The sequence below is a fragment of the Lelliottia sp. F153 genome, from assembly GCF_002870005.1.
In the GTDB taxonomy this organism is placed as follows: Bacteria; Pseudomonadota; Gammaproteobacteria; order Enterobacterales; family Enterobacteriaceae; genus Enterobacter; species Enterobacter nimipressuralis.
In genome coordinates, this window is sequence record NZ_PKFT01000003.1 from 1 (window position 1) to 24,866 (window position 24,866).

Annotated in this window: 24 protein-coding genes; 8 read left to right on the forward strand and 16 right to left on the reverse strand. The window is 53.7% G+C overall.

Features of this window, described 5'->3' with window-relative positions:
- Positions 1-419: 419 nt before the first annotated feature.
- Positions 420-986 carry a D-glycero-beta-D-manno-heptose 1,7-bisphosphate 7-phosphatase gene (gene gmhB / locus F153LOC_RS09770; protein ID WP_102104641.1) on the reverse strand — a complete coding sequence of 189 codons (567 nt, stop codon included), beginning with the start codon at positions 984-986 and terminating at the stop codon, positions 420-422.
- A 188-nt stretch (positions 987-1,174) separates the two neighbouring features.
- Here gmhB and metN point away from each other — a divergent pair, with 188 nt between their 5' ends.
- From metN to proS, 6 genes are all read left to right on the forward strand, one after another.
- Positions 1,175-2,206: a methionine ABC transporter ATP-binding protein MetN gene (metN, locus tag F153LOC_RS09775; RefSeq protein ID WP_102104640.1), complete on the forward strand. Its 1,032-nt coding sequence runs from the start codon at positions 1,175-1,177 to the stop codon at positions 2,204-2,206.
- Positions 2,199-2,852: a methionine ABC transporter permease MetI gene (locus F153LOC_RS09780; RefSeq protein WP_003856130.1), complete on the forward strand. Its 654-nt coding sequence runs from the start codon at positions 2,199-2,201 to the stop codon at positions 2,850-2,852. Before metN ends, F153LOC_RS09780 begins: the two co-directional genes overlap by 8 nt.
- 38 nt (positions 2,853-2,890) lie before the next feature.
- The gene (gene metQ, locus F153LOC_RS09785) at positions 2,891-3,706 is read left to right on the forward strand and encodes a methionine ABC transporter substrate-binding lipoprotein MetQ (protein ID WP_100777535.1); all 816 of its coding nucleotides are present in this window, start codon (positions 2,891-2,893) and stop codon (positions 3,704-3,706) included.
- A gap of 107 nt (positions 3,707-3,813) precedes the next feature.
- Positions 3,814-4,218 (forward strand): Rcs stress response system protein RcsF, encoded by a 405-nt coding sequence (gene rcsF, locus F153LOC_RS09790; protein WP_100777536.1) that lies wholly within the window; start codon positions 3,814-3,816, stop codon positions 4,216-4,218.
- Positions 4,215-4,922, forward strand: a complete 708-nt coding sequence (gene tsaA / locus F153LOC_RS09795; protein WP_102104639.1) for a tRNA (N6-threonylcarbamoyladenosine(37)-N6)-methyltransferase TrmO — start codon at positions 4,215-4,217, stop codon at positions 4,920-4,922. Before rcsF ends, tsaA begins: the two co-directional genes overlap by 4 nt.
- A 113-nt stretch (positions 4,923-5,035) precedes the next feature.
- Positions 5,036-6,754 (forward strand): proline--tRNA ligase, encoded by a 1,719-nt coding sequence (proS, locus tag F153LOC_RS09800; RefSeq protein ID WP_102104638.1) that lies wholly within the window; start codon positions 5,036-5,038, stop codon positions 6,752-6,754.
- A gap of 51 nt (positions 6,755-6,805) precedes the next feature.
- Here proS and nlpE read toward each other — a convergent pair whose 3' ends face one another.
- The 3 genes from nlpE to F153LOC_RS09815 are packed head-to-tail and all read right to left on the reverse strand — an operon-like array spanning position 6,806 to position 8,503.
- Positions 6,806-7,504, reverse strand: a complete 699-nt coding sequence (nlpE, locus tag F153LOC_RS09805) for an envelope stress response activation lipoprotein NlpE (RefSeq protein ID WP_100777539.1) — start codon at positions 7,502-7,504, stop codon at positions 6,806-6,808.
- Positions 7,505-7,538: 34 nt separating this feature from the next.
- Positions 7,539-7,961: an alternative ribosome rescue aminoacyl-tRNA hydrolase ArfB gene (gene arfB, locus F153LOC_RS09810; RefSeq protein WP_100777540.1), complete on the reverse strand. Its 423-nt coding sequence runs from the start codon at positions 7,959-7,961 to the stop codon at positions 7,539-7,541.
- Entirely contained in the window at positions 7,958-8,503 is a 546-nt protein-coding gene (locus F153LOC_RS09815) for a YaeQ family protein (protein ID WP_100777541.1), read from the reverse strand. The genes arfB and F153LOC_RS09815 overlap by 4 nt, the downstream gene beginning before the upstream one ends.
- A 198-nt stretch (positions 8,504-8,701) precedes the next feature.
- Between F153LOC_RS09815 and F153LOC_RS09820 the strand changes: the two genes are divergently transcribed.
- Both F153LOC_RS09820 and rof read left to right on the forward strand, forming a co-directional pair.
- Positions 8,702-8,902 carry a YaeP family protein gene (locus F153LOC_RS09820; RefSeq protein WP_095280858.1) on the forward strand — a complete coding sequence of 67 codons (201 nt, stop codon included), beginning with the start codon at positions 8,702-8,704 and terminating at the stop codon, positions 8,900-8,902.
- A complete protein-coding gene (gene rof / locus F153LOC_RS09825) occupies positions 8,889-9,149 on the forward strand; it encodes a Rho-binding antiterminator (RefSeq protein WP_100777542.1) in 261 nt (86 codons plus the stop codon). The genes F153LOC_RS09820 and rof overlap by 14 nt, the downstream gene beginning before the upstream one ends.
- A gap of 28 nt (positions 9,150-9,177) precedes the next feature.
- Here rof and tilS read toward each other — a convergent pair whose 3' ends face one another.
- The 12 genes from tilS to bamA form a co-directional block, all read right to left on the reverse strand.
- Entirely contained in the window at positions 9,178-10,464 is a 1,287-nt protein-coding gene (gene tilS / locus F153LOC_RS09830) for a tRNA lysidine(34) synthetase TilS (RefSeq protein ID WP_102104637.1), read from the reverse strand.
- A 62-nt stretch (positions 10,465-10,526) separates the two neighbouring features.
- Positions 10,527-10,916: a VOC family protein gene (locus F153LOC_RS09835; protein WP_100777544.1), complete on the reverse strand. Its 390-nt coding sequence runs from the start codon at positions 10,914-10,916 to the stop codon at positions 10,527-10,529.
- Between the two features lie 58 nt (positions 10,917-10,974).
- Positions 10,975-13,113 carry a lysine decarboxylase LdcC gene (locus F153LOC_RS09840; RefSeq protein ID WP_102104636.1) on the reverse strand — a complete coding sequence of 713 codons (2,139 nt, stop codon included), beginning with the start codon at positions 13,111-13,113 and terminating at the stop codon, positions 10,975-10,977.
- A 102-nt stretch (positions 13,114-13,215) separates the two neighbouring features.
- A complete protein-coding gene (accA, locus tag F153LOC_RS09845) occupies positions 13,216-14,175 on the reverse strand; it encodes an acetyl-CoA carboxylase carboxyl transferase subunit alpha (protein WP_100777546.1) in 960 nt (319 codons plus the stop codon).
- A gap of 12 nt (positions 14,176-14,187) precedes the next feature.
- Entirely contained in the window at positions 14,188-17,670 is a 3,483-nt protein-coding gene (gene dnaE, locus F153LOC_RS09850) for a DNA polymerase III subunit alpha (RefSeq protein WP_102104635.1), read from the reverse strand.
- A gap of 38 nt (positions 17,671-17,708) precedes the next feature.
- On the reverse strand, positions 17,709-18,305 hold the full coding sequence (gene rnhB, locus F153LOC_RS09855) for a ribonuclease HII (RefSeq protein WP_102104634.1): 597 nt from the start codon (positions 18,303-18,305) through the stop codon (positions 17,709-17,711).
- A complete protein-coding gene (gene lpxB / locus F153LOC_RS09860) occupies positions 18,302-19,450 on the reverse strand; it encodes a lipid-A-disaccharide synthase (protein WP_102104633.1) in 1,149 nt (382 codons plus the stop codon). The genes rnhB and lpxB overlap by 4 nt, the downstream gene beginning before the upstream one ends.
- Entirely contained in the window at positions 19,450-20,238 is a 789-nt protein-coding gene (gene lpxA / locus F153LOC_RS09865; protein ID WP_100777550.1) for an acyl-ACP--UDP-N-acetylglucosamine O-acyltransferase, read from the reverse strand. Before lpxA ends, lpxB begins: the two co-directional genes overlap by 1 nt.
- Before the next feature lie 3 nt (positions 20,239-20,241).
- Positions 20,242-20,697: a 3-hydroxyacyl-ACP dehydratase FabZ gene (gene fabZ / locus F153LOC_RS09870; RefSeq protein ID WP_007373234.1), complete on the reverse strand. Its 456-nt coding sequence runs from the start codon at positions 20,695-20,697 to the stop codon at positions 20,242-20,244.
- Positions 20,698-20,801: 104 nt separating this feature from the next.
- A complete protein-coding gene (gene lpxD, locus F153LOC_RS09875; protein WP_100777551.1) occupies positions 20,802-21,827 on the reverse strand; it encodes a UDP-3-O-(3-hydroxymyristoyl)glucosamine N-acyltransferase in 1,026 nt (341 codons plus the stop codon).
- 3 nt (positions 21,828-21,830) lie between these two features.
- Positions 21,831-22,325 (reverse strand): molecular chaperone Skp, encoded by a 495-nt coding sequence (skp, locus tag F153LOC_RS09880; protein WP_100777552.1) that lies wholly within the window; start codon positions 22,323-22,325, stop codon positions 21,831-21,833.
- A 122-nt stretch (positions 22,326-22,447) separates the two neighbouring features.
- A complete protein-coding gene (gene bamA / locus F153LOC_RS09885; protein WP_102104632.1) occupies positions 22,448-24,865 on the reverse strand; it encodes an outer membrane protein assembly factor BamA in 2,418 nt (805 codons plus the stop codon).
- Between the last annotated feature and the right edge of the window lies 1 nt (position 24,866).

The following is a 24,866-nucleotide window of genomic DNA, read 5'->3' on the forward strand; positions in this document are numbered from 1 at the left end:
GGCCTGCCGCCAGCGTTCAATCTGAGCCATGATCAAACTCTTCAATTTAAGTTTGATGCTCGTGAATTAAACTTCGTAATGAATTACGTATGTTCACTCAGAGACTTTGGTATTCATTTAGCGTCTTGCGACGTTTAGAATCCATGTCACTTTGAGTGCCCACACAGATTGTCTGATAAATTGTTAAAGAGCAGTGCAACGCGGCTTTCGCTCACCGTTGCGAGGTGGCGTATATTACGCTTTCCTCTTTCAGAGTCAACCCTGAAATTCAGGATTTTTTCTCTTCAACCGAACCGGCTGTTTGTGTGAAGTGATTCACATCTGCCGTGTCGATGGAGGCGCATTATAGGGAGCTTCCGAGGAATGACAAGCGGAAAAATACATTTTTATTTCAACCGCTCATTTTTTCAACGCGACGCCTATTTTTGCTGCATTTTGAGCGCTTTTGGCAGCTCAGCAAGGCTATTCAGTACCAGATCTGCCGCGCTTTCAGCTTCTGGGGTAACCGGCTTACCGGTGCGAACTAATACTTTAGTGCCCACGCCTGCTGCCGTTGCCGCCTGCATATCTTCCAGTTTGTCGCCCACCATATAAGAAGAGGCCATATCAATGTGCAGGAATTCCTGCGCAGAGATAAACATCCCAGGATGAGGTTTACGGCAATCACATGTCTGGCGGTATTCTTCGACGGTCCCTTGCGGGTGATGCGGACAATAATAGATACCGTCCAGCTCGACATCCCTATCGGCCAGTGACCAGTCCATCCACTCGGTCAGCGTTTCGAATTGCGCTTCGGTAAATTTACCCCGGGCGATCCCCGACTGATTGGTCACCACCACCAGCGCATAACCCATCGCTTTAAGTTCGCGCATGGCGTCAATAACGCCGTCGATGAATTCGAACTCATCAATCTCATGCACATAACCGTGATCGACATTAATGGTGCCGTCACGATCGAGAAAAATTGCGGGTACTGATTTTGCCACGGGTTTGCTCCTGAAAAAGGCATGTGCCGCTATTATCTCATGTTTCACCGCGCAAGAAAGTGCTCATCGCGCACTGTTGGATTGATTTAGACGTCTGGATGCCTTAACATCCATTTTGTTTACGGTTGAACCCCGTATCTGGCAGAACAAAATGCCACGGCTAACTTACATACGATAAAAATAATCTAATGATTAAACTTTCCAATATCACCAAAGTGTTCCAGCAAGGAACCCGAACCATTCAGGCGCTGAACAATGTCAGCCTGCATGTTCCGGCTGGACAGATTTATGGCGTCATTGGCGCATCGGGTGCCGGTAAAAGTACGCTCATCCGTTGCGTTAACCTGCTCGAGCGTCCGACCGAAGGTAGCGTCCAGGTTGGCGGCCAGGAGCTCACCAAACTTTCCGAAAAAGAATTAACTCAGGCCCGTCGACAGATAGGCATGATCTTCCAGCACTTTAACCTGCTGGCATCACGCACTGTTTTTGGTAACGTCGCGCTTCCGCTGGAGCTGGACAACACGCCAAAAGAAGAAGTGAAACTCCGGGTAACCGAGCTGCTGGAGTTGGTTGGCCTGTCTGATAAGCATGACAGCTACCCGGCTAATCTTTCCGGTGGCCAGAAACAGCGCGTGGCGATTGCCCGTGCGCTGGCAAGCAACCCTAAAGTGCTGCTCTGCGATGAAGCCACCAGCGCACTGGATCCGGCAACCACCCGCTCTATTCTGGAATTATTGAAAGACATTAACCGTCGCCTCGGGCTGACCATCCTTCTTATTACTCATGAGATGGATGTCGTTAAGCGCATCTGCGACTGCGTTGCGGTAATCAGCAACGGTGAACTGATCGAGCAGGACACCGTCAGCGAAGTGTTCTCGCATCCGAAAACGCCCCTTGCCCAGCAGTTCATTCAGTCCACTCTACACCTGGATATTCCGGAAGATTATCTGGCGCGTTTAAAAGTGGAATCGGCTCCTGACAGCGTTCCAATGCTGCGCATGGAATTCACCGGTCAGTCCGTTGATGCCCCTCTGCTTTCCGAAACAGCACGTCGCTTTAATGTGAATAACAACATTATTAGCGCTCAGATGGATTACGCCGGTGGCGTGAAGTTCGGCATCATGCTGACGGAAATGCACGGAACACAAGAAGAGACGCAAGCCGCAATTGCCTGGCTGCAGGAACACCATGTAAAAGTAGAGGTACTGGGTTATGTCTGAGCCGATGATGTGGCTGCTGGTTCGCGGCGTTTGGGAAACGCTGGCAATGACCTTCGTATCAGGATTCTTTGGTTTTGTGATTGGCCTGCCGGTTGGCGTGCTGCTGTACGTCACGCGTCCAGGGCAAATTATCGAAAACGCAAAGCTTTACCGCACGCTCTCTGCGCTGGTAAACATCTTCCGTTCGATTCCTTTTATTATCCTGCTGGTGTGGATGATTCCTTTTACTCGTGTCATCGTGGGAACATCGATTGGTCTGCAGGCCGCTATTGTGCCGCTGACCGTGGGCGCCGCGCCGTTTATCGCGCGTATGGTTGAAAATGCCCTGCTGGAAATTCCAACCGGTCTGATCGAAGCCTCTCGTGCCATGGGCGCGACGCCAATGCAGATCGTACGCAAAGTGCTGTTACCCGAAGCGCTGCCAGGTCTGGTGAATGCGGCAACGATTACCCTTATCACGCTGGTCGGGTATTCCGCCATGGGCGGTGCTGTCGGGGCGGGCGGTCTGGGTCAGATCGGCTATCAATATGGTTATATTGGTTATAACGCTACCGTAATGAACACCGTTCTGGTATTGCTGGTTGTGCTGGTTTATCTCATTCAATTCTCTGGCGATCGCATCGTCCGGGCTGTTACTCACAAATAACGTTACACAACGCAAACTCGACGAATTAAGGATATAACATGACGTTTAAATTGAAGACCTTTGCTGCGGTAGGCGCACTGATCGGCTCCCTGGCTCTGGTGGGTTGCGGTCAGGATGAAAAAGATCCAAACCATATCAAAGTGGGCGTCATTGTTGGCGCTGAGCAGCAGGTTGCAGAAGTTGCGCAGAAAGTCGCAAAAGAGAAGTATGGCCTGGACGTTGAGCTGGTAACCTTTAACGACTACGTTCTGCCGAACGAAGCGCTGAGCAAAGGCGACATCGACGCTAACGCCTTCCAGCACAAACCATACCTGGATCAGCAGATTAAAGATCGTGGCTACAAACTGGTTGCCGTAGCGAACACCTTCGTTTACCCAATTGCTGGCTACTCTAAAAAAATCAAATCTCTGGAAGAACTGCAGCCAGGTTCTCAGGTCGCGATTCCTAACGACCCAACCAACCTGGGCCGTTCCCTGCTGCTGCTGCAGAAAGTGGGTCTGATCAAACTGAAAGATGGCGTGGGCTTGCTGCCAACCGTGCTGGATGTGACTGAAAACCCGAAAAACCTGAAGTTGGTTGAGCTGGAAGCACCACAGCTGCCACGCTCTCTGGACGATGCGCAGATTGCGCTGGCCGTGATCAACACCACTTACGCCAGCCAGATTGGCCTGACGCCGGCAAAAGACGGCATCTTTGTTGAAGACAAAGACTCCCCGTACGTTAACCTGATCGTGAGCCGCGAAGATAACAAAGACGCGGAAAACGTGAAAAAATTCGTTCAGGCATACCAGTCTGAAGAAGTTTACCAGGAAGCCAACAAAGTGTTTAACGGCGGCGCTGTTAAAGGCTGGTAATCTGACCTTTCTGTAATATCATTCAAGACGGGCGAAAGCCCGTCTTGTCATTTATGCAGGCAACTGATTCAATAACTGACGATTTGATTATTCATTGAGGAAATATTATGCGTGCTTTACCGATCTGTCTTTTAGCACTCATGCTGAGCGGCTGTTCAATGCTAAGCAGATCTCCTGTTGAACCTGTTAAAAGCACTGCAACCCCACCGAAGGTGGAGCCAGCAAAACCAAAACCGCCGCGTCCTGCGCCGGTAAGAATCTACACTAAAGCTGAAGATCTGATTGGCAAGCCATTCCGCGATCTGGGTGAAGTCACCGGCGAATCCTGCCAGGCCAGCAATCAGGACTCTCCGCCAAACATCCCAACGGCGCGTAAACGCCTGCAGATTAATGCCGCCAAAATGAAAGCCAACGCCGTCTTGCTGCACAGCTGTGAAGTTACCAGCGGTACGCCAGGCTGCTATCGTCAGGCTGTGTGTATGGGCAACGCCCTTAACGTCACGGCTAAATGAGTGCATTTCAGTTTGAGCAGATAGGTGTTATCCGCTCGCCTTATAAAGAGAAGTTTGCCGTGCCACGCCAGCCTGGTCTGGTCAAAAGCTGCGGCGGCGAACTTCACTTAATTGCCCCTTTTAACCAGGCCGATGCGGTGCGTGGCCTGGAGGCATTCAGCCATCTGTGGGTGCTGTTTATCTTTCATCAAACGATGGACGGTGGCTGGCGCCCGACGGTACGCCCTCCCCGACTGGGCGGGAATGCCAGAATGGGGGTGTTTGCCACGCGTTCGACCTTCCGCCCAAATCCTGTAGGCATGTCGCTCGTTGAGCTACAAGGCATTCGCTGCCAGAAGGATCAGGTGATTCTGCAGTTAGGCAGTCTGGATCTGGTCGACGGCACGCCCGTGGTGGATATCAAACCCTATCTGCCCTTTGCCGAAGCGCTGCCCGACGCTCGCGCGAGCTATGCCCAGCAGGCCCCATCGGCAGATATGCCCGTTGGATTCACGGCAGAGGTCTGCGCACAGCTCCTGAATCTGGAAAAGCGTTACCCTCGCCTGAAAGATTTTATTGTCGACGTTCTGGCGCAAGATCCGCGACCCGCCTACAGAAAAGAGGAAGAGGCAGGCAAAACATACGCCGTCCTGTTGCTCGATTTTAACGTACGCTGGCGCGTCACCGAGGCAGGTTTTGAAGTCTTTGCGCTGGAAGAGCGCTAATTTTATTTTTCCTCTCTTTTGGCATCTTTGCCACACTGGTAAACTAAACCACTTTTTTTGTGTCAGTCTGACGTTTCAGCCTGGTCCAATCGTCGAAATGGAACCGTAACAACATGCGTACTAGCCAATATCTGCTCTCCACACTGAAGGAGACACCTGCCGACGCTGAAGTCATCAGCCACCAGCTGATGCTGCGCGCCGGGATGATCCGCAAGCTGGCCTCCGGGTTGTACACCTGGTTGCCGACCGGCCTGCGCGTCCTGAAAAAAGTCGAAAACATCGTGCGTGAAGAGATGAACAACGCCGGTGCTATCGAGGTGTCCATGCCTGTGGTTCAGCCCGCTGACCTGTGGATGGAAAGTGGTCGCTGGGAGCAGTACGGCCCGGAACTGCTGCGCTTTGTTGATCGCGGCGAGCGTCCGTTTGTGCTCGGCCCAACGCATGAAGAAGTGATCACTGACCTGATCCGTAACGAGCTGAACTCGTACAAACAGCTGCCGCTGAACTTCTTCCAGATCCAGACCAAGTTCCGTGACGAAGTTCGCCCGCGTTTCGGCGTGATGCGTTCCCGCGAATTCCTGATGAAAGATGCCTACTCTTTCCATACCTCACAGGAATCCCTGCAGGAAACTTACGACGTGATGTACGGTGCCTACAGCAAAATCTTCTCCCGTATGGGTCTGGATTTCCGCGCTGTACAGGCTGATACCGGTTCAATCGGCGGTAGCGCCTCCCACGAATTCCAGGTGCTGGCTCAGAGCGGCGAAGATGATGTGATCTTCTCCGATGCCTCTGACTACGCGGCGAACATCGAATTTGCCGAAGCGCTGGCACCTGCCACTCCGCGCGCAGCGGCGACCGAAGAGATGAAACTGGTCGACACGCCAAACGCGAAAACCATCGCCGAGCTGGTTGAGCAGTTCAATTTGCCGATTGAGAAAACGGTGAAAACGCTGCTGGTGAAATCCGTTGAAGGTAGCGCGTATCCGCTGGTTGCCCTGCTGGTTCGTGGCGATCACGAGCTGAACGAAGTGAAAGCCGAAAAACTGCCGCAGGTCGCAAGCCCGCTAACATTTGCTACCGAAGCGGAAATCCGCGCGGTGATTAATGCAGGTCCAGGTTCACTGGGTCCGGTTAATCTGCCGGTTCCAGTCGTTATCGACCGTACCGTTGCCGCCATGAGCGATTTCTCTGCTGGCGCGAACATCGACGGTAAGCACTACTTTGGCATCAACTGGGATCGCGACACCGCGACGCCAGAAGTGGCGGATATCCGTAACGTGGTTGCCGGCGATCCAAGCCCGGACGGCCAGGGTCATCTTCAGATCAAACGCGGTATCGAAGTGGGCCATATCTTCCAGCTGGGGACCAAGTACTCCCAGGCGCTGAATGCAGCCGTTCAGGGTGAAGACGGTCGCAACCAGACCCTGACCATGGGTTGCTACGGTATCGGTGTGACACGCGTTGTGGCTGCTGCCATTGAGCAGAACCACGACGAGCGCGGGATAGTCTGGCCAGACAATATCGCGCCGTTCCAGGTCGCGATTTTGCCAATGAACATGCACAAGTCTTACCGTGTTCAGGAACTGGCTGAGAAACTGTACAGCGAACTGCGCGCGCAGGGCATCGAAGTGCTGATGGACGACCGTAAAGAGCGTCCGGGCGTGATGTTTGCGGATATGGAACTGATCGGTATCCCACACACAGTCGTCATCGGCGACCGTAACCTCGACAGCGACGAGATTGAATACAAATACCGACGCAGCGGCGAGAAGCAGATGATCAAGACTGGCGACATTCTTGATTACCTGGTGAAAGCCATCAAAGGTTAAGACATAAAAAACCCCGCCTCGGCGGGGTTTTCTTTTACGTATGATTCAGTTCTACTTGCTGTCGCAGTCTTTACCCGCCACAAACTTTGCATTCTTATCCGTTACCAGCGTTTTGACCATCTCACCGCTGTCCGGGTTCGGCTCCAGCGTGAAGTGACCGTCCACCGTCAACAGTACCGGCTTGCTGTCATTCCCGCGCGCCACGGCATAATCACGTTCCAGCTGGGCATTATTCGCGACACTCACTTTTTTGCCTGTTACACAGTCGGTGAAGACCGCTGCATCCGCCATGTAGAAATACATGCCGCGCATTGCCATTGGGGTGGACGGCAGCGCCGCTTTAACTGGCGCAAGGGTGTAATTAAACTGGGACTCGATTGGATTCCCTTCTCGATCCAGCATCTCCATGCCTTCGCCTTTGGCACGGAAATAAGTTTTCTCGCCTTCAGCATCCGTCAGCACCAGCTTCTCAGCCGTGCGTGCCCATTTGCCATAAGACGCAAAGGAAGAGGGCTCTTTCGCGCCCTGATAGCGCTGGTTCATGACCCATGAACCGTCCTTTTCCAGGAACAGAGTCGTTTCAATACCTTCACAGTCTGCGCACGGCAGAACGCCGCGCCAGCTCTGCTGCATCGGCTTCAACTCTTCCGAATGCGTCGGTTGCAGAGTCTGCATCTCGGCGCGGTTGTTACACCCTATTAATGCAAACAGTGTGGACGCGGCCAACACTGACAATATCGCTTTATTCACGATGAATTCCTTATAACAATGTAATCCTGGTACTTTATTCCTGGGGCCGACGTACTTTTCCACGCAGTGATTTTACGGTGGATTTCTGCGCTTTTGATGACAATCGGCGCTCTTTCGACGCCCGCGTCGGTCGTGTGGCCCGGCGGCTTTTCTGCACCGCCGTAAGCTCCTGTATGACCGCCACCAGCCGGGAAAGTGCGGCTTCGCGATTCAAATCCTGGCTGCGGTACTCTTGCGCCTTAATAATGATGACGCCATCGCTGGTAATCAGATGATGGCTAGCGGCCAGCAGGGCTTCTTTATAGGACTCTGGCAGGCTGGAGGCCCGAATGTCAAAGCGCAGATGAATCGCCGTTGAGGCTTTATTTACATGCTGGCCGCCCGCCCCCTGAGCCCGGATCGCGGTAATTTCCAGCTCATTATCAGGAATGGTAACGGTTCGGGACACCACAATCATGACGGGGATTGCCACGCAGTCAGATGAATTTCCAGATTATTCTGAGCATCAGACAGCCAGATTGCCCCATCCTGAATCGTCGCCTGCAGTGCCATCGTACGGGTGGCAAACGCGGTCAGTTGTGCCAGCTGTTCGTCATCCAGATACCACACCGAAAGGTGCGAATACTGCGCGCATTTACGCTGGTTTTGCTGCCACCAGATCTCCGCAGCACGCTGATTATAGGCGAAAATCGCGACTTCAGCCGCCTGAGTGCAGGCCTTTTTGATACGACGCTCGTCCGGCAGACCCAGTTCGATCCACAAATCGATACCCATATGATCGTTACGCAGCCAGGCTTCCGGCTCTTCTTCAGCGCTCAAACCACGCGTAAATTGCAGGCGTTCATTGGCGTACTTAATCCACGCCAGCAGGCGCAGCATCATGCGCTCCTGCGTTTCGGACGGGTGACGGGCCAGCGTTAACGACGCATCGAGAAACTGGTTGCGGTCAAGGTCAGCTACGTTGACTACCGCTTTATAAATTGTCGCTTTCAGCGCCATGAGAGAACTCCATTCGAATCAGGTGCCCATTGTAGCGAAATTCCGGCCAAAAGGCTGTTACGCAGCGGCGAATCTCAGCAATATCAAGGCGCTGATATTGCTTGAATGAGTATGGTATAGTCACCTTGCTAAACCGAGTTTATCTTCGTAGGCTTAAGTGTATCTCACAGTAACGTCAGTGCGCTGGCAGGAGGGGATGTGGAAAATTATTGTGAGTTAATTCGCAAAAGGTATGCGGAAATTGCCAGCGGAGATCTGGGGTATATCCCGGATGCGTTGGGCTGTGTATTGAAAGTGCTGAATGAAGTGGCGTCGGACGCCAGCCTTTCAGAATCGGTCAGGGAAAAAGCGGCGTATGCTGCTGCGAATTTACTGGTGAGCGATTATGTCAATGAATGATACCTATCAACCCATCAACTGTGATGACTACGATAACCTCGAGCTTGCCTGCCAGAATCACCTGATTCTGGCGCTGGCCTTAAAAGACGGCGAGGAGCTGAAAGCAAAAGCGAGTGACCTTGTATCACGTAAGAACGTTGAATATCTGGTCGTCGAAGACGCAGGTGCAACACGTGAACTTCGTCTCGATAAAATTGCCAGCTTTAGTCATCCGGATATCGGCACCGTCGTGGTGAGCGAATCCTAATTCCTTTTAACGGGCAGCTCACTGCCCGTTACGCTTTCCGCTCGAAACTCACACCCTGTTCCGCCCAGCCTTCCTGCGTGATAAACACGCCCGCCGCCGCAATCAAGTTTTCGCCATAAAAAAGCAGAGGCGTGGAATCACGTAGCCAGGGCGGGATATGGCACTCCTGCCAGATTTTTTTCAGCTTGCGCCCGCCGTTGCGACCCACAATGTGTAAATTCCCGCTGGCCTTAAAGCGGATCGTCACCTTTTCACCCGCTTCCGGCAGCCGTACATTCCCGGCACCTTCAAGACAAACCTGGCCCGCGCCCTGCGGCAGTTCCAGTGGCTCACGGATATTACTCCACGGAAGGATTTCATCGGCCAGGGACGGCTGATGCTTGATCCACCAAAGCTGCTCTTTGTAGCGTCTCAGTTCAAAATCGTTAAAGCGTAAGCACGGATTGGCATCTTCGCGCGCCTGCACGACCTCTTCCCAGATGCGGGTAAGCATGTCGCGCGAGGGCATCTGGGCATTATGACCGGCCAGCCAGCGTCGCAGCAGCGCTCTACGGCGCACCGCGCTCATCGCCTGCAGCGGCGCAATGCGCAGCGCTCGCTCTTGCGACATCAGGCTCTCCAGCTCTTCGCTGAGGAGTTCATCCAGCAAGCTCTCCTGCTCTGCGCATAATTTCGCACTCCTTGCCGTCGCCTCGGCAAAATGCGGCCAACGCTGAGAAAGTTCGGGCAAAATGCGCAGGCGCATGAAATTCCGGTCGTAGGCGTCATCCTGATTGCTTTCATCTTCAATCCAACGAAGATTATGTTCCTGCGCCCAGCGCTCCAGTGAAGCGCGGGTTTCCCCCAGCAATGGGCGTAATAAGTGCGTACCGGCAAATTCACTGCACTCAGCCATCGCGGATAATCCTGCCGGGCCGCTGCCACGTTTGAGCGCTAATAAGAAGGTTTCACACTGATCGTCGAGATGCTGCGCCGTGACAATCGCTTCGCCGGGCAGAAGTGATTTCTCAAAGGCAGCATAGCGCGCTTTCCGTGCCTGAGCTTCAGTCCCGAGACCTTCCTCCAACAGCGTCACGCGTTCAATCAAAAGCGGGATATTCCAGGCCAGGCAAAGCGACGCGCAGTGAGCGACCCACTCATCGGCAAAGGGACTCAGCCCGTGATGAATATGAATCGCGCGAATTTGCACGTCCGCTTCCTGTTCGCGCCATAGCATCAGCCGGTGCAGCAGGACGGTTGAATCCAGGCCACCGCTAAAGCCCACCAGCAGCTGGCGGTAAGGAGAAACTGACTGGGCAATCGCAGGTTGGGTCATAGCGGAATTCACAGAGAGACAATGCCCGGAAAATTACCGAGCATTGTCATGGATGGCAAGCATTACTGCTGATAAAGCTCCAGCGGCAAACCGTCCGGATCGTTGAAGAACGTAAAGCGCTTGTCGGTAAAGGGATCGATGCGAATGGCTTCGCACTTCACGCCATGCGCGTCGAGATGCTGCACCGCCTGCTCAATATCCCCTACGCTGAAGGCCAGATGGCGAAGCCCACAGGCTTCAGGGCGCGACGGGCGTGCTGGCGGGAAAGGAAAAGAGAACAGCTCAATCACATATTGCCCGTTCAACGCCAGGTCACCTTTCCACGAATCACGCTCGGCGCGATACGCTTCGCTCATCAGCGTGAACCCGAGAATGTCGCAATAAAATGCCTTACTTTTGGCATAGTCAGTCGCAATGATCGCAATATGGTGAACCTGTTTTAAACCCAGCATAGCCTCTCCTTTTTATGAGGAGTAAACGTTACAACCGAGCCCCCTGGCACGCAAGGGCTCAGCTATTTTTTAAGACTCGCACCCAGTAGCCGCCGTTTTCATCGCGTTTCGCCCCGTGAATGTCGGTCTCAAAACCGGGATAGTGTCGCCCCACCGAGCACAGCATCAGCAGGAAATCGAGCACAGCCCGGCTTTGTTCGGTAATCATCTCCCCCGGCATCAACAGCGGAACGCCTGGCGGATAAGGCAGGATCATATTCGCCGATATGCGCCCCACCAGATTTTCCAGCTCGATAGTTTCCACTTCCCCTTTCACCTGACGTTGCCAGGCTTTGTGCGGCGTCAGTTTCATTTCAGGTAAAACGTCAAACGCCTGCAGCATCAACCGGGGCAGATCGTGCTGGCGGATCAGCTTGTGGATCCCCTGAGCCAGATCCTGGATCCGCATATTGCGGTAGAAATCTGGATCCTCGGCATACAGATCCGGCAGCATATTTTTTACCCGCAGATTGAGATCGTAGGCACGTTTGAACTCCATCAGTCCCCGTAATAGCCCCATTGCGCGGGTTTTATCGATGCCAATACTGAACAAAAATAGCAGATTGTACGGCCCGGTTTTCTCCACCACTACGCCGCGCTCATCGAGGAATTTCGCCACCAGCGCAGCGGGAATGCCGTCATCGCTCATCGTCCCCTGCTCATCCATTCCCGGCGTCAGAATGGTGACTTTTACCGGATCGAGGAACATATGATCCGCATCAGCATCGCGGAATCCATGCCAGCTCTCACCTGGCGCGACGGACCAGCACTCCGCTTCATCAATCTCGTCCGGCTGCCAGATATCAAAGAACCAGCCCTCGGCTTCGTCTTTGAGTCGCTGGACCTCTTTGCGGAAATGGAGCGCTCGCTCTACCGAACGATTGATCAAGCGTTTGCCCGGATTCCCCCGCAGCATCGCGGCTGCCGTTTCAATCGAGGCCACCAGCGGATAGCTCGGCGATGTGGTAGTGTGCATCATAAAGGCTTCGTTGAAGGTCTCTTCGTCGTATTCGCCCTTAATATGGATCAACGATGCCTGCGAGAACGCCGCCAGCATTTTGTGCGTCGACTGGGTTTCGAAGAACACTTTGCCCGGCACCCGCTCACCGCTCATTCCGCTTTTGCCCGCATAGATCGGGTGGAAATTCGTGTAAGGAACCCAGGCGGAATCAAAGTGGATCGAGGGGACATCCAGCGTCTGTTTGATCCAGTTAGTGTTGTATAGCAGCCCGTCGTAGGTCGAGTTGGTGATCACGGCGTGAATGGGCCAGCTCGCCCCCTCAACAGATGCGACTTTTTGTTCTATGGCGGCGTGGGAAAACTCCCTGCGTGGAATGCCCCCCAGGATGCCTAACGCATTTCGCGTCGGCGACAGCCAGAGCGGGACGACATCGCTCATCATCAGCAGATGGGCCAGCGATTTGTGGCAGTTGCGATCAATCAGCAGCGTACTTCCGGCCGGTGCGGCGTACATCCCGACAATCTTATTGGAAGTCGACGTGCCGTTCGTCACCATATAACTCTGCTCGGCGCCGAAGGTGCGGGCAATATACTCTTCCGCCTCCAGATGCGGGCCGGTGTGATCCAGCAGCGATCCCAGCTCTGTGACCGAAATCGAGACATCCGCTTTCAACGTGTTGCCGCCAAAGAAATCGTAGAACAGGCAGCCCACCGGGCTTTTCTGATACGCCGTACCCGCCATATGGCCCGGCGTGCAGAAGGTGTATTTGCCCTCTTTTACGTAATTGAACAGCGCGCGGGTAAAAGGAGGCGTGATGTTATCGAGATACTCGTGCGTGTATTGCTCGATGCGCGTCGCAATATCGTCGGCAGCGCCGAGGGCATACTCAAAAAACCACAGCGCCATGCGCATATCGTGAGCGCTAACGTCCATCGTCGAATGAGTATTGATAAAGGCGTAGAGCGGCAGATATTCATTCAGTTGATTGATATCGCTGCACAGCTCCAGATCGTACTCATCCCAGTCGAAAACGACGCCACAGATGCGCGGATTGTGTTCGATAACCTTCAGCAGATCGGCGCTGTTGTTCGGCCAGATAAGCTGAAATCCGCGGGACTGCAGTGATTTCTCCAGCTCCTTGATGGGCTCGTCTTTATAAAAGACGCCATGTGGACCCATGATGGCAATGATGTTCATGGTCTACCTCCTTGAAAAACATTAGATAAGCATAGCCGAGGTAAACGGCAGGTATAAAAAAAGCCGCAACAGTGTGCGGCTTTTAAGATTTATGTGTGCAACTTACGCGTAACCGTAGCTCATCAGGCGCTGATAGCGACGGTTGAGCAGGTCTTCTTTGCTCAGCACATCGAGATCGGCCAGGTCAGCCAGCAGCTGCGCCTTAAGGGAAGCGGCCATCACCTCCGGCTTACGGTGCGCACCACCCAGTGGTTCTGGGATCACGGTATCGATCAGTTTCAGCTCTTTCAGGCGTGGTGCGATGATACCCATTGCTTCCGCTGCCAGCGGCGCTTTGTCTGCACTCTTCCACAGAATGGAGGCACAGCCTTCAGGGGAGATAACGGAATAGGTGCTGTACTGCAGCATATTCACTTTATCGCCCACGCCGATAGCCAGTGCGCCACCGGAGCCGCCTTCACCGATCACGGTACAAATCACCGGAACGGACAGACGCGACATTTCACGCAGGTTACGTGCGATAGCTTCAGACTGACCGCGCTCTTCTGCACCAACACCTGGGTATGCACCTGGGGTGTCGATAAAGGTCACGATAGGCATGTTAAAGCGCTCTGCCATTTCCATCAGGCGCAGGGCCTTACGGTAGCCTTCCGGCGCTGGCATCCCAAAGTTACGACGGATTTTCTCTTTGGTTTCACGTCCTTTCTGATGACCAATGATCATCACCGGGCGACCATCCAGACGAGCGATACCGCCAACAATGGCTTTGTCGTCAGCATAAGCGCGATCGCCTGCCAGTTCGTCAAATTCATCAAACGCCAGGCGGACATAATCCAGGGTGTACGGGCGCTGTGGATGACGAGCCAGCTGGGCAATCTGCCATGCGCCGAGATCGGCAAAGATTTTGCGCGTCAGTTCTACGCTTTTTTCACGCAGACGATGCACTTCTTCGTCGATGTTAATATCCAGTTTTTCATCCTGACGGCTTACCGCTGTCAAAGAATCGATTTTCGCTTCCAGCTCTGCAATCGGCTGTTCGAAATCAAGGAAATTCAGACTCATAGTATTCCTGTATTAGTCAAACTCCAGTTCCACCTGCTCCGAACCAATGAGGCCACGGAGATCGTTAAGTAAACGATCGCTCGGAGAGACACGCCACGTTGCACCAAAGCGCAACCGCGCGCGTGCATCCGCCCTCTGATAGTAGAGATGTACTGGAATGGTCCCCGATCGATGGGGTTCCAGAGACTGACGGAGTCGGTTTAAAAGCTGGTCATCAATTTGCCTGTCCGTCAGCGAGATAGCAAGCCCGCGAGCATATTTTTCCCGGGCTTCGTCAATATCCATCACTTCACGGGCCATCATTTTAAGCCCGCCGCTGAAGTCATCAAAGCTGACCTGTCCGCTGACGATAAGTATGCGGTCGTTTTCCAGCAAATGCTGGTATTTTTCCAGCGCTTCGGTGAATAACATCACCTCCAGCCGCCCGGAACGGTCATCCAGCGTACAGATGCCGATGCGATTACCGCGCTTGGTGACCATAACCCGCGCAGCAATGACGAGCCCCGCCGCCGTGGTCATTTTACCACGTTCTGTCGGATGCATGTCTTTTAGCCTGTAGCCTCCGACATAGCGCTCAATTTCTTTCAGATACTGGTTAATCGGGTGCCCCGTCAGGTACAACCCTAACGTCTCACGCTCCCCTTCCAGCACCGTATGTTCCGGCCACGGCTGGCAGTTGGCATATGATTGCTCAATTTGCTCAGGCTCTTCTGCCAGCACGCCAAACATATCCGCCTGACCGATCGCTTCCGCTTTTGCGTGCTGATCGGCGGCTTTCAACGCATCGCCGAGGGAATTCATCAGCGCTGCGCGATGCGGCCCGAGGCGGTCAAACGCCCCGGACATAATCAGTTTTTCCAGCACCCGGCGGTTCAACTTTTTGGTATCGGTACGGGCACAGAGATCGAAAAGCTCGCGGAAGTAACCGCCATTATTACGCGCTTCGATAATGGCTTCGATTGGGCCTTCGCCTACGCCTTTGATGGCGCCAATCCCGTAGACAATTTCGCCGTCGTCGTTGACGTGGAAATGGTACATCCCGGCGTTAATATCCGGAGGCAGGATTTTCAGCCCCATGCGCCAGCATTCATCGACCAGGCCGACCACTTTCTCGGTGTTATCCATATCGGCGGTCATGACGGCCGCCATAAATTCTGCCGGGTAGTGCGCTTTCAGCCACAGGGTTTGATACGAAACCAGCGCATAAGCAGCAGAGTGCGATTTGTTAAATCCGTAACCGGCGAATTTCTCTACCAGGTCGAAGATTTTTATCGCCAGCTCACCGTCAACGCCACGGCTTTTCGCCCCCTCTTCAAAGGTGCCGCGCTGCTTGGCCATCTCTTCCGGCTTTTTCTTACCCATTGCACGACGCAGCATATCCGCGCCGCCAAGGGTGTAGCCGGAAAGCTCCTGAGCAATCTGCATCACCTGTTCCTGGTACAGGATAATGCCGTAGGTTGGCTCAAGAACGGGTTTCAGACACTCGTGCTGCCACTGGACGTCAGGGTAAGAGATCTCTTCGCGACCATGCTTACGGTCGATAAAGTTATCTACCATCCCTGACTGCAACGGCCCCGGACGGAACAGGGCCACCAGTGCGATCATATCTTCGAAGCAGTCAGGCTGAAGACGTTTAATCAGATCTTTCATGCCGCGCGATTCAAGCTGGAATACCGCTGTGGTTTCCGAGCGCTGCAGCATGTCGAAGCTTTTCTTGTCATCGAGCGGGATGGCGGCGATATCAATCGGCTCCAGACCCTGTTTGGCCCGGCGCGGGTTGATCATCTTCAGCGCCCAGTCGATGATAGTGAGCGTTCGCAAACCAAGGAAGTCGAACTTCACCAGGCCCGCGTACTCTACGTCGTTCTTATCAAACTGGGTGACCGGATGTTGCCCTGATTCATCGCAATACAGCGGGGCAAAATCAGTGATTTTAGTCGGCGCGATGACCACGCCACCGGCGTGTTTACCGGCGTTACGCGTGACACCTTCCAGCTTGCGCGCCATGTCGATCAGCGCTTTTACCTCTTCGTCAGCTTCGTAGATTTCCGGCAGCTGAGGTTCCGCTTCAAAGGCTTTCGCCAGCGTCATACCTGGATCAGGTGGCACCAGTTTGGAGATGCGATCGACAAAACCGTATGGATGGCCGAGCACGCGGCCCACGTCGCGGATAACCGCTTTCGCCGCCATCGTACCGAAGGTAATAATCTGCGATACCGCGTCACGACCGTACATGTCCGCAACGTGTTCAATCACCTGGTCGCGTTTCTCCATGCAGAAGTCAACGTCGAAGTCAGGCATCGAAACACGTTCCGGGTTAAGGAAACGTTCAAACAGCAGGTCGAATTCCAGCGGATCGAGGTCGGTGATTTTGAGCGCGTAGGCAACAAGTGAACCCGCACCGGAACCACGCCCAGGGCCTACCGGCACGCCGTTATCCTTCGACCACTGGATAAACTCCATAACGATCAGGAAGTAGCCGGGGAACCCCATCTGGTTAATCACCTGGAGTTCAATATCCAGGCGCTCATCGTAGGCCGGGCGTTTTTCGGCGCGTTCGGCCGGATCCGGGAACAGGAATTCGAGACGCTCTTCCAGACCCTCTTTCGATTTCACCACGAGGAAATCTTCGGTGGTCATATCACCGGTCGGGAATTGCGGCAGGAAGTATTCGCCTAAACGAACAGTGACGTTACAACGGCGGGCAATTTCGACGCTGTTTTCCAGCGCTTCCGGAATGTCGGCAAACAGCTCACACATTTCGTCTTCGTTGCGCATGTACTGCTGCGACGAATAGTTACGCGGACGCTTGGGGTCGTCGAGAGTAAAACCATCGTGGATGGCCACGCGGATCTCGTGCGCATCAAAGTCGTCAGGCTCAAGGAAACGCACGTCGTTGGTCGCGACGACGGGCAGACCGCGTTCTTCCGCAAGGGCCACCGCCGCATGCAGATAGCTCTCTTCATCAGGACGACCGGTGCGGATCAGCTCAAGATAGAAACGATCCGCGAAGTGTTCTTCATAAAATGCAACGCACTGATCCACCAACGCGCTGTTGCCGCGCAGCAGGCTTTTGCCCACATCGCCCAGGCGACCACCGGAGATCAGCAGTAAGCCTTCGTTCAGCTCTGCCAGCCACTCGCGATCGATCCACGGACCCGCCGCGCCGTAGCCGCGCTGGTAGGCGCGGGAAATCAGCAGCGTCAGGTTCTGGTAGCCGGAGTTATTCATGGCTAACACGGAAATCTGCGTCAGCTCATCGCCGATCAGATCGCACTGGACGTGAAAATCCGCGCCGACAATCGGCTTCAGGCCGGAGCCGTGCGCCGTTCCGTAGAACTTCACCAGACCGCATAAGTTGGTGAAATCGGTGATCGCCAGCGCAGGCATGCCAAGAGAGGCCGCCTTTTTTACCAGCGGCCCGGTCTTCGCCAGCCCATCAATCATGGAGTAGTCGCTATGCACCCGCAGGTGTACGAAACGTGGTTCAGCCATCTTCAGATTCCGCGTTACTTAATTACTTGCGTATTGATTCAGGACACCAGTCCCAGTGCGCGTTTCACCGGACCAAAACTGCGCCGATGATGTTCAGTTGCGCCGTGTTCAGCCAGTCTTTCCAGATGGAAAGCGGTTGGATATCCCTTGTGCTGGGCAAAGCCATACTGGGGAAAGGTGAGGTCCAGCGCGGCCATTTCGGCATCGCGCGTGACTTTGGCAATGATAGACGCTGCGCTGATTTCAGCCACACGGCTATCGCCCTTCACCACCGCCATCGACGGCATAGGCAGCGCAGGACAGCGGTTTCCGTCGATCAGCACATATTCAGGGACAATATTCAGCCCGGCAACGGCACGCTGCATTGCCAGCATCGTGGCATGCAAAATGTTCAGCGTATCGATCTCTTCTGGCTCGGCGCGGCCTAAGCTCCACGCCAGCGCTTTTTCTTTGATCTCATCGAACAGCGCCAGGCGGCGTTTTTCAGACAGCTTTTTTGAGTCGTTCAGCCCGACAATCGGGCGAGCCGGATCGAGGATCACGGCAGCGGTTACTACCGCACCCACCAGCGGACCGCGTCCGACTTCGTCCACACCCGCAACCAGGTGCGTGTGAGGGTAAACAAATTCCATCATTTTGCTAACTCCAGCACCGCATCAGCCGCCTGCTCATCGGCATTACAGCGGATCTGCTGATGCAACTCCCGGAAAGTGTCATGCATCTGGTGGCTGGTTTTGCCGTCTGCCAGCAAGGGCAGCAGCGCATCAGCTAATGCCTGAGGCTGACACTCATCCTGCAGTAACTCTTTCACCAGCTCGCGCCCGGCAAGCAGGTTAGGTAATGAGACATAATCCGTCTTCACCAGACGTTTCGCCAGCCAGAAGGTGAACGGCTTCATGCGATAACCCACTACCATCGGACATTTCGCGAGCATGCATTCCAGCGCCGCAGTTCCCGAGGCCAGCAGCGCAGCGTCGCTGGCGAACATCGCCTCGCGGCCTTTGCCATCCAGAAGGTGGATGTGCAGATCAGGGGCCACTTCGGCTTTGATACGCTCGAACTGCTCGCGGCGTTTGGCATTTACCAGCGGCACAACGACTTCAAGATCGGGGTAAGTCTGGCGAAGGATTTGCGCCGTTTTCAGGAAATCGGCGCTGAGCATTTCCACTTCAGCACCGCGGCTCCCTGGCAACAGGGCCAGACAGTGGGCGTCGTGCGGAATGCCAAGAATATCGCGCGCCGCATTTTTATCCGGATCCAGCGGCATGGCGTCTGCCATGGTATGGCCGATAAAGCGGCAAGGAACATTGAATCTATCGTAAAACGCTTTTTCGAAAGGCAGAAAAGCAAGCACCAGATCGGTCGATCTGCCTATTTTGAAAACACGTTTCTGTCGCCACGCCCAGACGGACGGACTGACGTAATGGATCGTTTTGATACCCTGCTTTTTCAGGTTCCCTTCGAGGGTAATATTGAAATCAGGGGCATCGATCCCGACGAACACATCGGGTTTGAGATCGGTAAAACGACGGGTGAGATCGGCGCGGATGTGCAGCAGGCGGCGCAAACGGCCTAGCACTTCAACAATGCCCATTACCGCCAACTCTTCCATTTCGTACCAGGCTTCACAGCCTTCGGCCTGCATCAGCGGGCCTGCCACGCCGACAAAGCGGGCATTAGGTACGCGAGCCTTGAGTACGCGGATAAGACCTGCACCAAGAATATCGCCGGAGGTTTCTCCGGCGACCAGGGCTATCGTTAATGGACGATTGTCGACCATTAACGGATCAGACCGCGAGTTGAGCGTTCAAAGAACTCGGTGAACGCTTTCACTTCAGGGTGCTGTTCTGCCAGCTCTGCAACTTCTGGCTTGGCCTCTTCCAGCGTTTTGCCGCTACGGTACAACAGTTTGTACGCGTTGCGGATCGCAGTAATCGCTTCGCGGCTAAAGCCACGACGCTTGAGACCTTCAATGTTGACGCCAAACGGCGTCGCATGGTTGCCCTGCGCAATCACATACGGTGGGACATCCTGCGCCACACCGGAGCAACCGCCGACCATCACGTGTGCACCAATGATGCAGAATTGATGGACTGCGGTCATGCCGCCAATGATTGCGAAATCGTCAACCGATACGTGTCCTGCCAGCGTTGCGTTGTTGGCGAGGATACAGCGGCTGCCCACAGTACAGTCGTGCGCGATATGCGCGTTGACCATAAAGAGGTTGTCGCTGCCCACCTTCGTCAATCCACCACCCTGTACTGTGCCACGATGAATGGTGACGCTTTCGCGAATGCGGTTGCGATCGCCGATTTCCACACGGGTCGGTTCGCCAGCATATTTCAGATCCTGGTTCACTTCGCCAATGGAGGCAAACTGATAGATCTCATTATCGCGGCCAATGGTCGTATGACCATTCACCACCACGTGAGATTTCAGTACGGTACCCTCGCCAATAACGACATGGGGTCCGACAATACAAAAAGGACCAATGTGGGCGTTAGCACCAATTACGGCGCCCTCTTCCACAATGGCGGTTGGATGAATAAAGGCGGATTTATCAATCACGTATCAGGCCTCCCGGCTACGCGCACACATCATGGTCGCTTCGCAAACAACTTTGCCGTCAACCAGCGCAACGCCTTTGAAGCGCGTCAGGCCACGGCGCGTTTTTTCAAAAGTCACTTCCATGATCATCTGATCACCAGGCACGACTGGGCGCTTAAAGCGCGCTTCATCAATACCCGCGAAGTAATACAGTTCACCTGGCTCCAGTTTACCGACGCTTTTAAACGCCAGAATACCGGTAGCCTGTGCCATCGCTTCCAGGATCAACACACCCGGGAAGATAGGTTTACCAGGGAAATGCCCCTGGAAGAATGGCTCATTTACAGAGACATTTTTCACTGCGCGCAGAAAACGACCTTCTTCAAAATCCAGCACACGATCTACCAGCAAAAACGGGTAGCGGTGCGGCAGAAGCTCTAAAATCTCTTCAATATGCAGAGTATGAGTGTCGGTAGTCAAAATACTCTTCCTGTCAAAATTTACTGAATAGCAATAATAACACGGCCTGCCGGTTTATAAGAAAGCCGACAGGCCGGGAAATTTAGCGTTATAGGGATGAACGTTTAGTCTTGTTGATCGATTTTGCGCTCAATCGCTTTGAGACGCTTGCTCATATCATCAATGTTCATCACCAGAGCTGCGGTTTTACGCCACACTTTGTTCGGTTGCAGCGGAATGCCGGAGGAGTAGACACCAGGCTCAGTGATAGGACGCATCACCATACCCATGCCTGTCACCGTGACCTTGTCGCATATTTCCATATGCCCGTTGATCACGCTGGCACCACCGATCATGCAGTAACGGCCAATTTTCAGACTGCCTGCCATGATCACGCCACCTGCAACAGCTGTATTGTCGCCAATCACAACGTTATGCGCAATCTGACATTGGTTATCAATGATAACACCATTACCAATGATGGTGTCGTCGAGGGCACCGCGGTCAATCGTTGTGCATGCGCCGATCTCAACGCGATCGCCGATAATTACCCGGCCGAGCTGAGGGATCTTAATCCAGTTACCACGATCGTTGGCATAACCAAACCCGTCCGAACCGATCACGGTACTGGACTGGATCAGGCAATTTTCGCCGATTTCGATCTCATGATAGACGGTCACATTGGCCCACAAACGGGAGCCTGCACCAATTTTAGTCTGTTTACCCACGAAACAACCCGCGCCAATGACCACGTTATCACCGAGAACAACATCGGATTCGATAACGGCATTCGGGCCAATTGCAACGTTATTACCCAGCTTCGCCGTCGGATCAATGACTGCACTGGCAGCAATGTTCTGCGCCGGCTGCGGCGTGGTATCAAGAATTTGAGCCATACGCGCGTAAGTCAGGTAGGGATTTTTTACTACCAGTGCGCTTGTCGTGGCAAACGGAAGGTCGTCCTGCGTCAGAACGACAGCAGACGCCTGGCATTGAGCCAGGTGCTCACGGTACTTCGGGCTTACCATGAACGTTATTGTGCCTGCTTTAGCAGATTGCATGGACGCAACAGCGGTGATGACGATATCGCCATCACCGTGTAATTCTGCATCCAACTGCTGAGCGAGATCAGCCAGTCGAATTGAAGGCATTACTTATTTAACCTGTTTCAGTACATCAGCAGTGATGTCTTTCACATCGCTACTGTTGAAAGCAACGGCATTCGCATCAACAACCAGATCGATGTTCTGATCGGCTGCAACAGCTTTCACAGCAGACTGAATACGAGTTACCAGTTTGCCACGCTCTTCGTTAGAACGACGCTGACGATCCTGCTCGAAAGCCTGTGCTTTCTGAGAGAAAGTCTGACGCTGTGCCATTACGTCTTTTTCCAGCTTGCTACGGTCGCTCGCTTTCATGGTAGAACCATCACGCTGCAGACGCTGCATTTTGGACTGAAGATCGTTTTCCATACCTTGCAGTTCACCAGCACGGCCTTTGAATTCGTTTTCCAGAGTCGCAGAAACACCCGTTTTCTGGGCTACCTGCTGGAAAAGATTACCCATGTTGACGATTGCAATTTTGTCCGCTGCCTGAGCAGAAGTCACCATTGCCAAACCCAGACCTGCAGCTAATAACCACTTTTTCACAATAAACTCCTTACCATCCCATTGGTACCCGAAGGTACCGTTCTTTGCGTGGCAAGGCGATCGTCTATGCGATCGCCGGTTGTCAGCGCTACACTGCCAACGCATTCCATTGCAACGGATAATTACCAGGTTTTACCAATGTTAAACTGGAACTGTTCCGCTTTGTCTCCATCGTATTTCTTAAACGGCTGGGCGTAGGAGAAGACCAACGGCCCCAACGGTGACATCCATTGTAATGCGATACCTGCAGACATGCGAATGTTGCTCGGATCGCTGTAATCCGGCACACCTTCTGCTTTCATCTGAGCAGTGTTATCCCAGTTGGTATCCCACACGGTACCCGCATCCCAGAAGAACGAGGTACGCACAGAGTTCGCATACTTATCGCTGATGAACGGCGTAGGCGTAATGATCTCCAGGCTGGCGACGCCCATGGCGTTACCGCCCACCGCGTCATCAGAGCTACAGACTTCTGACGAAGACTTCTTATCACAGTTATCAGAGTCGTTACCGCCGTAGTACACCGCTTTCGGACCAATGTTATTGGACTGGAAGCCACGTACTGTGCTGGAACCACCGGCATAGAAGTTCTCATAGAATGGCAGCTCTTTGCCACCTAAGCCATCACCGTAACCCCAACGTGTACGACCCAGCACAACCCACTTGTGATCCTCATCAATTGGGAAGTAAGACGCCGTGTCCAGCGTAACTTTGTAGAACTCGTTATCAGAACCCGGAACGGTCACTTTACCGTTCAGGTTGACGCGAGAACCCGCTGTCGGGAAGAAACCACGGTCAAGGCGGTTATACGTCCAACCGTAGTTGAAGGTGAAGTCATCTGCAGCGAAACCGTTGTTGTCGCTGGAGGTGCTCGCCGACTGACCGATAGAGTCCAGATAACGCCACATAGCCACCTGCGGTTGCATATTGGACAGGTCGTTATGCACGTAACCTAAACCAGCACGCAGGGTGTTGTATTCGTTAATCGGGAAGCCAAGCGTGCCATCCACACCGTAACTTTTGTTGGTGTACGAGGACAGGTCCGCATCGTCTGCTTTAAAGTCGTTATAGAAAATACGACCGCCCAGGCTCACACCGTCAACGGTGAAGTATGGGTTAGTGACAGAGAACTCGGAATAGGTCTGGTAGTCGTTCTTGGTACCGTTGATGCCAACGGAATAGCCCGTACCTAACCAGTTATCCTGCTGAACGCCGACCTGGAAGCTCACGCCACTTTCGGTGCCGTAACCCACACCGAAGTTAAAGCTACCGGTGTTACGCTCTTTCACCTTGTAAACCACGTCTACCTGATCCGGGCTGCCTGATACGCGCTGTGTATCGGTATCGACCGTTTCGAAGTAACCCAGACGGTTCAGACGCTCTTTACCCTGGTCAACGAGGTCGCTGCCCAACCATGCGCCTTCCATCTGGCGCATTTCGCGACGCAGTACGGAATCTTTGGAGGTATCGTTACCTTCAAAGCGAATTTTACGCACATAGAAACGGTTACCCGCATCCACGTTAACGTGGAGCTTAACGGTTTTATCCGTGTCGTTGATTTCTGGCTGAGTCTGTACGCGCGGGTAGGCATAACCATAACGGCCGAGCAGCTTTTTAATGCCGTCTTCCATTTTGGTCACTTTCGCGCCGCTATACAGTTCACCCGGTGCAAGCTTGGTCAGACTCTCGATCTCAGCGGAATGACCCGCCAGGTTTCCGCTTACTTCAACACCGGAAAGCTTGTACTGATCGCCTTCAGTGATGTTAACCGTAATGTAGATACCTTTCTTGTCCGGAGTCAGACTGACCTGAGTAGAGTCAATGTTGAAACGGGCATAACCGCGGTCCAGATAGTAGCTACGCAGGGTTTCGAGATCGCCCGCCAGCTTCTGTTTCTGGTATTTACGATCGCCGACTACGTTCCACCACGGCACTTCATCGCGCAGCTGGAAGGTAGAGATCAGCTCGTCCGTACTGAACGCGTGGTTGCCCACGATGTTGATCTGCTGGATCTTCGCAGAAACGCCTTCCTGGAAGACGAGTTTCAGATCGACGCGGTTACGCGGCAGCGGAGTGACAACGGCTTTGACGCTCGCGCTGTACTTACCGACGCTGTAGTAGAAATCTTCCAGTCCTTTTTCGATGTCGGACAGGGTGGTGCGGTCCAGAGATTCACCCACACGAACACCAGATGCTTCAAGGTTTTGCTTGAGCATATCGTCTTTCACCGATTTGTTACCGGAGAAAGTGATACTGGCAATCGTCGGGCGTTCTTTCACCTGAACCAGCAGCGTATCACCATCGCGCAAGACGCGAACGTCCTCAAAGTTGCCAGTGGCAAACAGTGCACGAATGGTGTTACTGATATCTTCATCATTAACCGTGTCGCCCTGGCGAACTGGCATACTGAGGAGGGCCGCACCGACGGCGACACGCTGAAGACCTTCGAAATGAATATCCTTCACTACGAAACCTTCAGCACCGTATACGGTTGCGCTGCTAAACAGCAGCGACGCTATGAGCAACTTTTTCATCGCCATC

Bases quoted from the DNA above. Each gene is read 5' to 3' on its own strand.
- metN (WP_102104640.1), top strand. From the start codon at position 1,175: ATGATTAAACTTTCCAATATCACCAAAGTGTTCCAGCAAGGAACCCGA.
- F153LOC_RS09780 (WP_003856130.1), top strand. From the start codon at position 2,199: ATGTCTGAGCCGATGATGTGGCTGCTGGTTCGCGGCGTTTGGGAAACG.
- metQ (WP_100777535.1), top strand. From the start codon at position 2,891: ATGACGTTTAAATTGAAGACCTTTGCTGCGGTAGGCGCACTGATCGGC.
- rcsF (WP_100777536.1), top strand. From the start codon at position 3,814: ATGCGTGCTTTACCGATCTGTCTTTTAGCACTCATGCTGAGCGGCTGT.
- tsaA (WP_102104639.1), top strand. From the start codon at position 4,215: ATGAGTGCATTTCAGTTTGAGCAGATAGGTGTTATCCGCTCGCCTTAT.
- proS (WP_102104638.1), top strand. From the start codon at position 5,036: ATGCGTACTAGCCAATATCTGCTCTCCACACTGAAGGAGACACCTGCC.
- arfB (WP_100777540.1), bottom strand. From the start codon at position 7,961: ATGATTGTGGTGTCCCGAACCGTTACCATTCCTGATAATGAGCTGGAA.
- F153LOC_RS09815 (WP_100777541.1), bottom strand. From the start codon at position 8,503: ATGGCGCTGAAAGCGACAATTTATAAAGCGGTAGTCAACGTAGCTGAC.
- rof (WP_100777542.1), top strand. From the start codon at position 8,889: ATGTCAATGAATGATACCTATCAACCCATCAACTGTGATGACTACGAT.
- tilS (WP_102104637.1), bottom strand. From the start codon at position 10,464: ATGACCCAACCTGCGATTGCCCAGTCAGTTTCTCCTTACCGCCAGCTG.
- F153LOC_RS09835 (WP_100777544.1), bottom strand. From the start codon at position 10,916: ATGCTGGGTTTAAAACAGGTTCACCATATTGCGATCATTGCGACTGAC.
- F153LOC_RS09840 (WP_102104636.1), bottom strand. From the start codon at position 13,113: ATGAACATCATTGCCATCATGGGTCCACATGGCGTCTTTTATAAAGAC.
- accA (WP_100777546.1), bottom strand. From the start codon at position 14,175: ATGAGTCTGAATTTCCTTGATTTCGAACAGCCGATTGCAGAGCTGGAA.
- dnaE (WP_102104635.1), bottom strand. From the start codon at position 17,670: ATGGCTGAACCACGTTTCGTACACCTGCGGGTGCATAGCGACTACTCC.
- rnhB (WP_102104634.1), bottom strand. From the start codon at position 18,305: ATGATGGAATTTGTTTACCCTCACACGCACCTGGTTGCGGGTGTGGAC.
- lpxB (WP_102104633.1), bottom strand. From the start codon at position 19,450: ATGGTCGACAATCGTCCATTAACGATAGCCCTGGTCGCCGGAGAAACC.
- lpxD (WP_100777551.1), bottom strand. From the start codon at position 21,827: ATGCCTTCAATTCGACTGGCTGATCTCGCTCAGCAGTTGGATGCAGAA.
- bamA (WP_102104632.1), bottom strand. From the start codon at position 24,865: ATGGCGATGAAAAAGTTGCTCATAGCGTCGCTGCTGTTTAGCAGCGCA.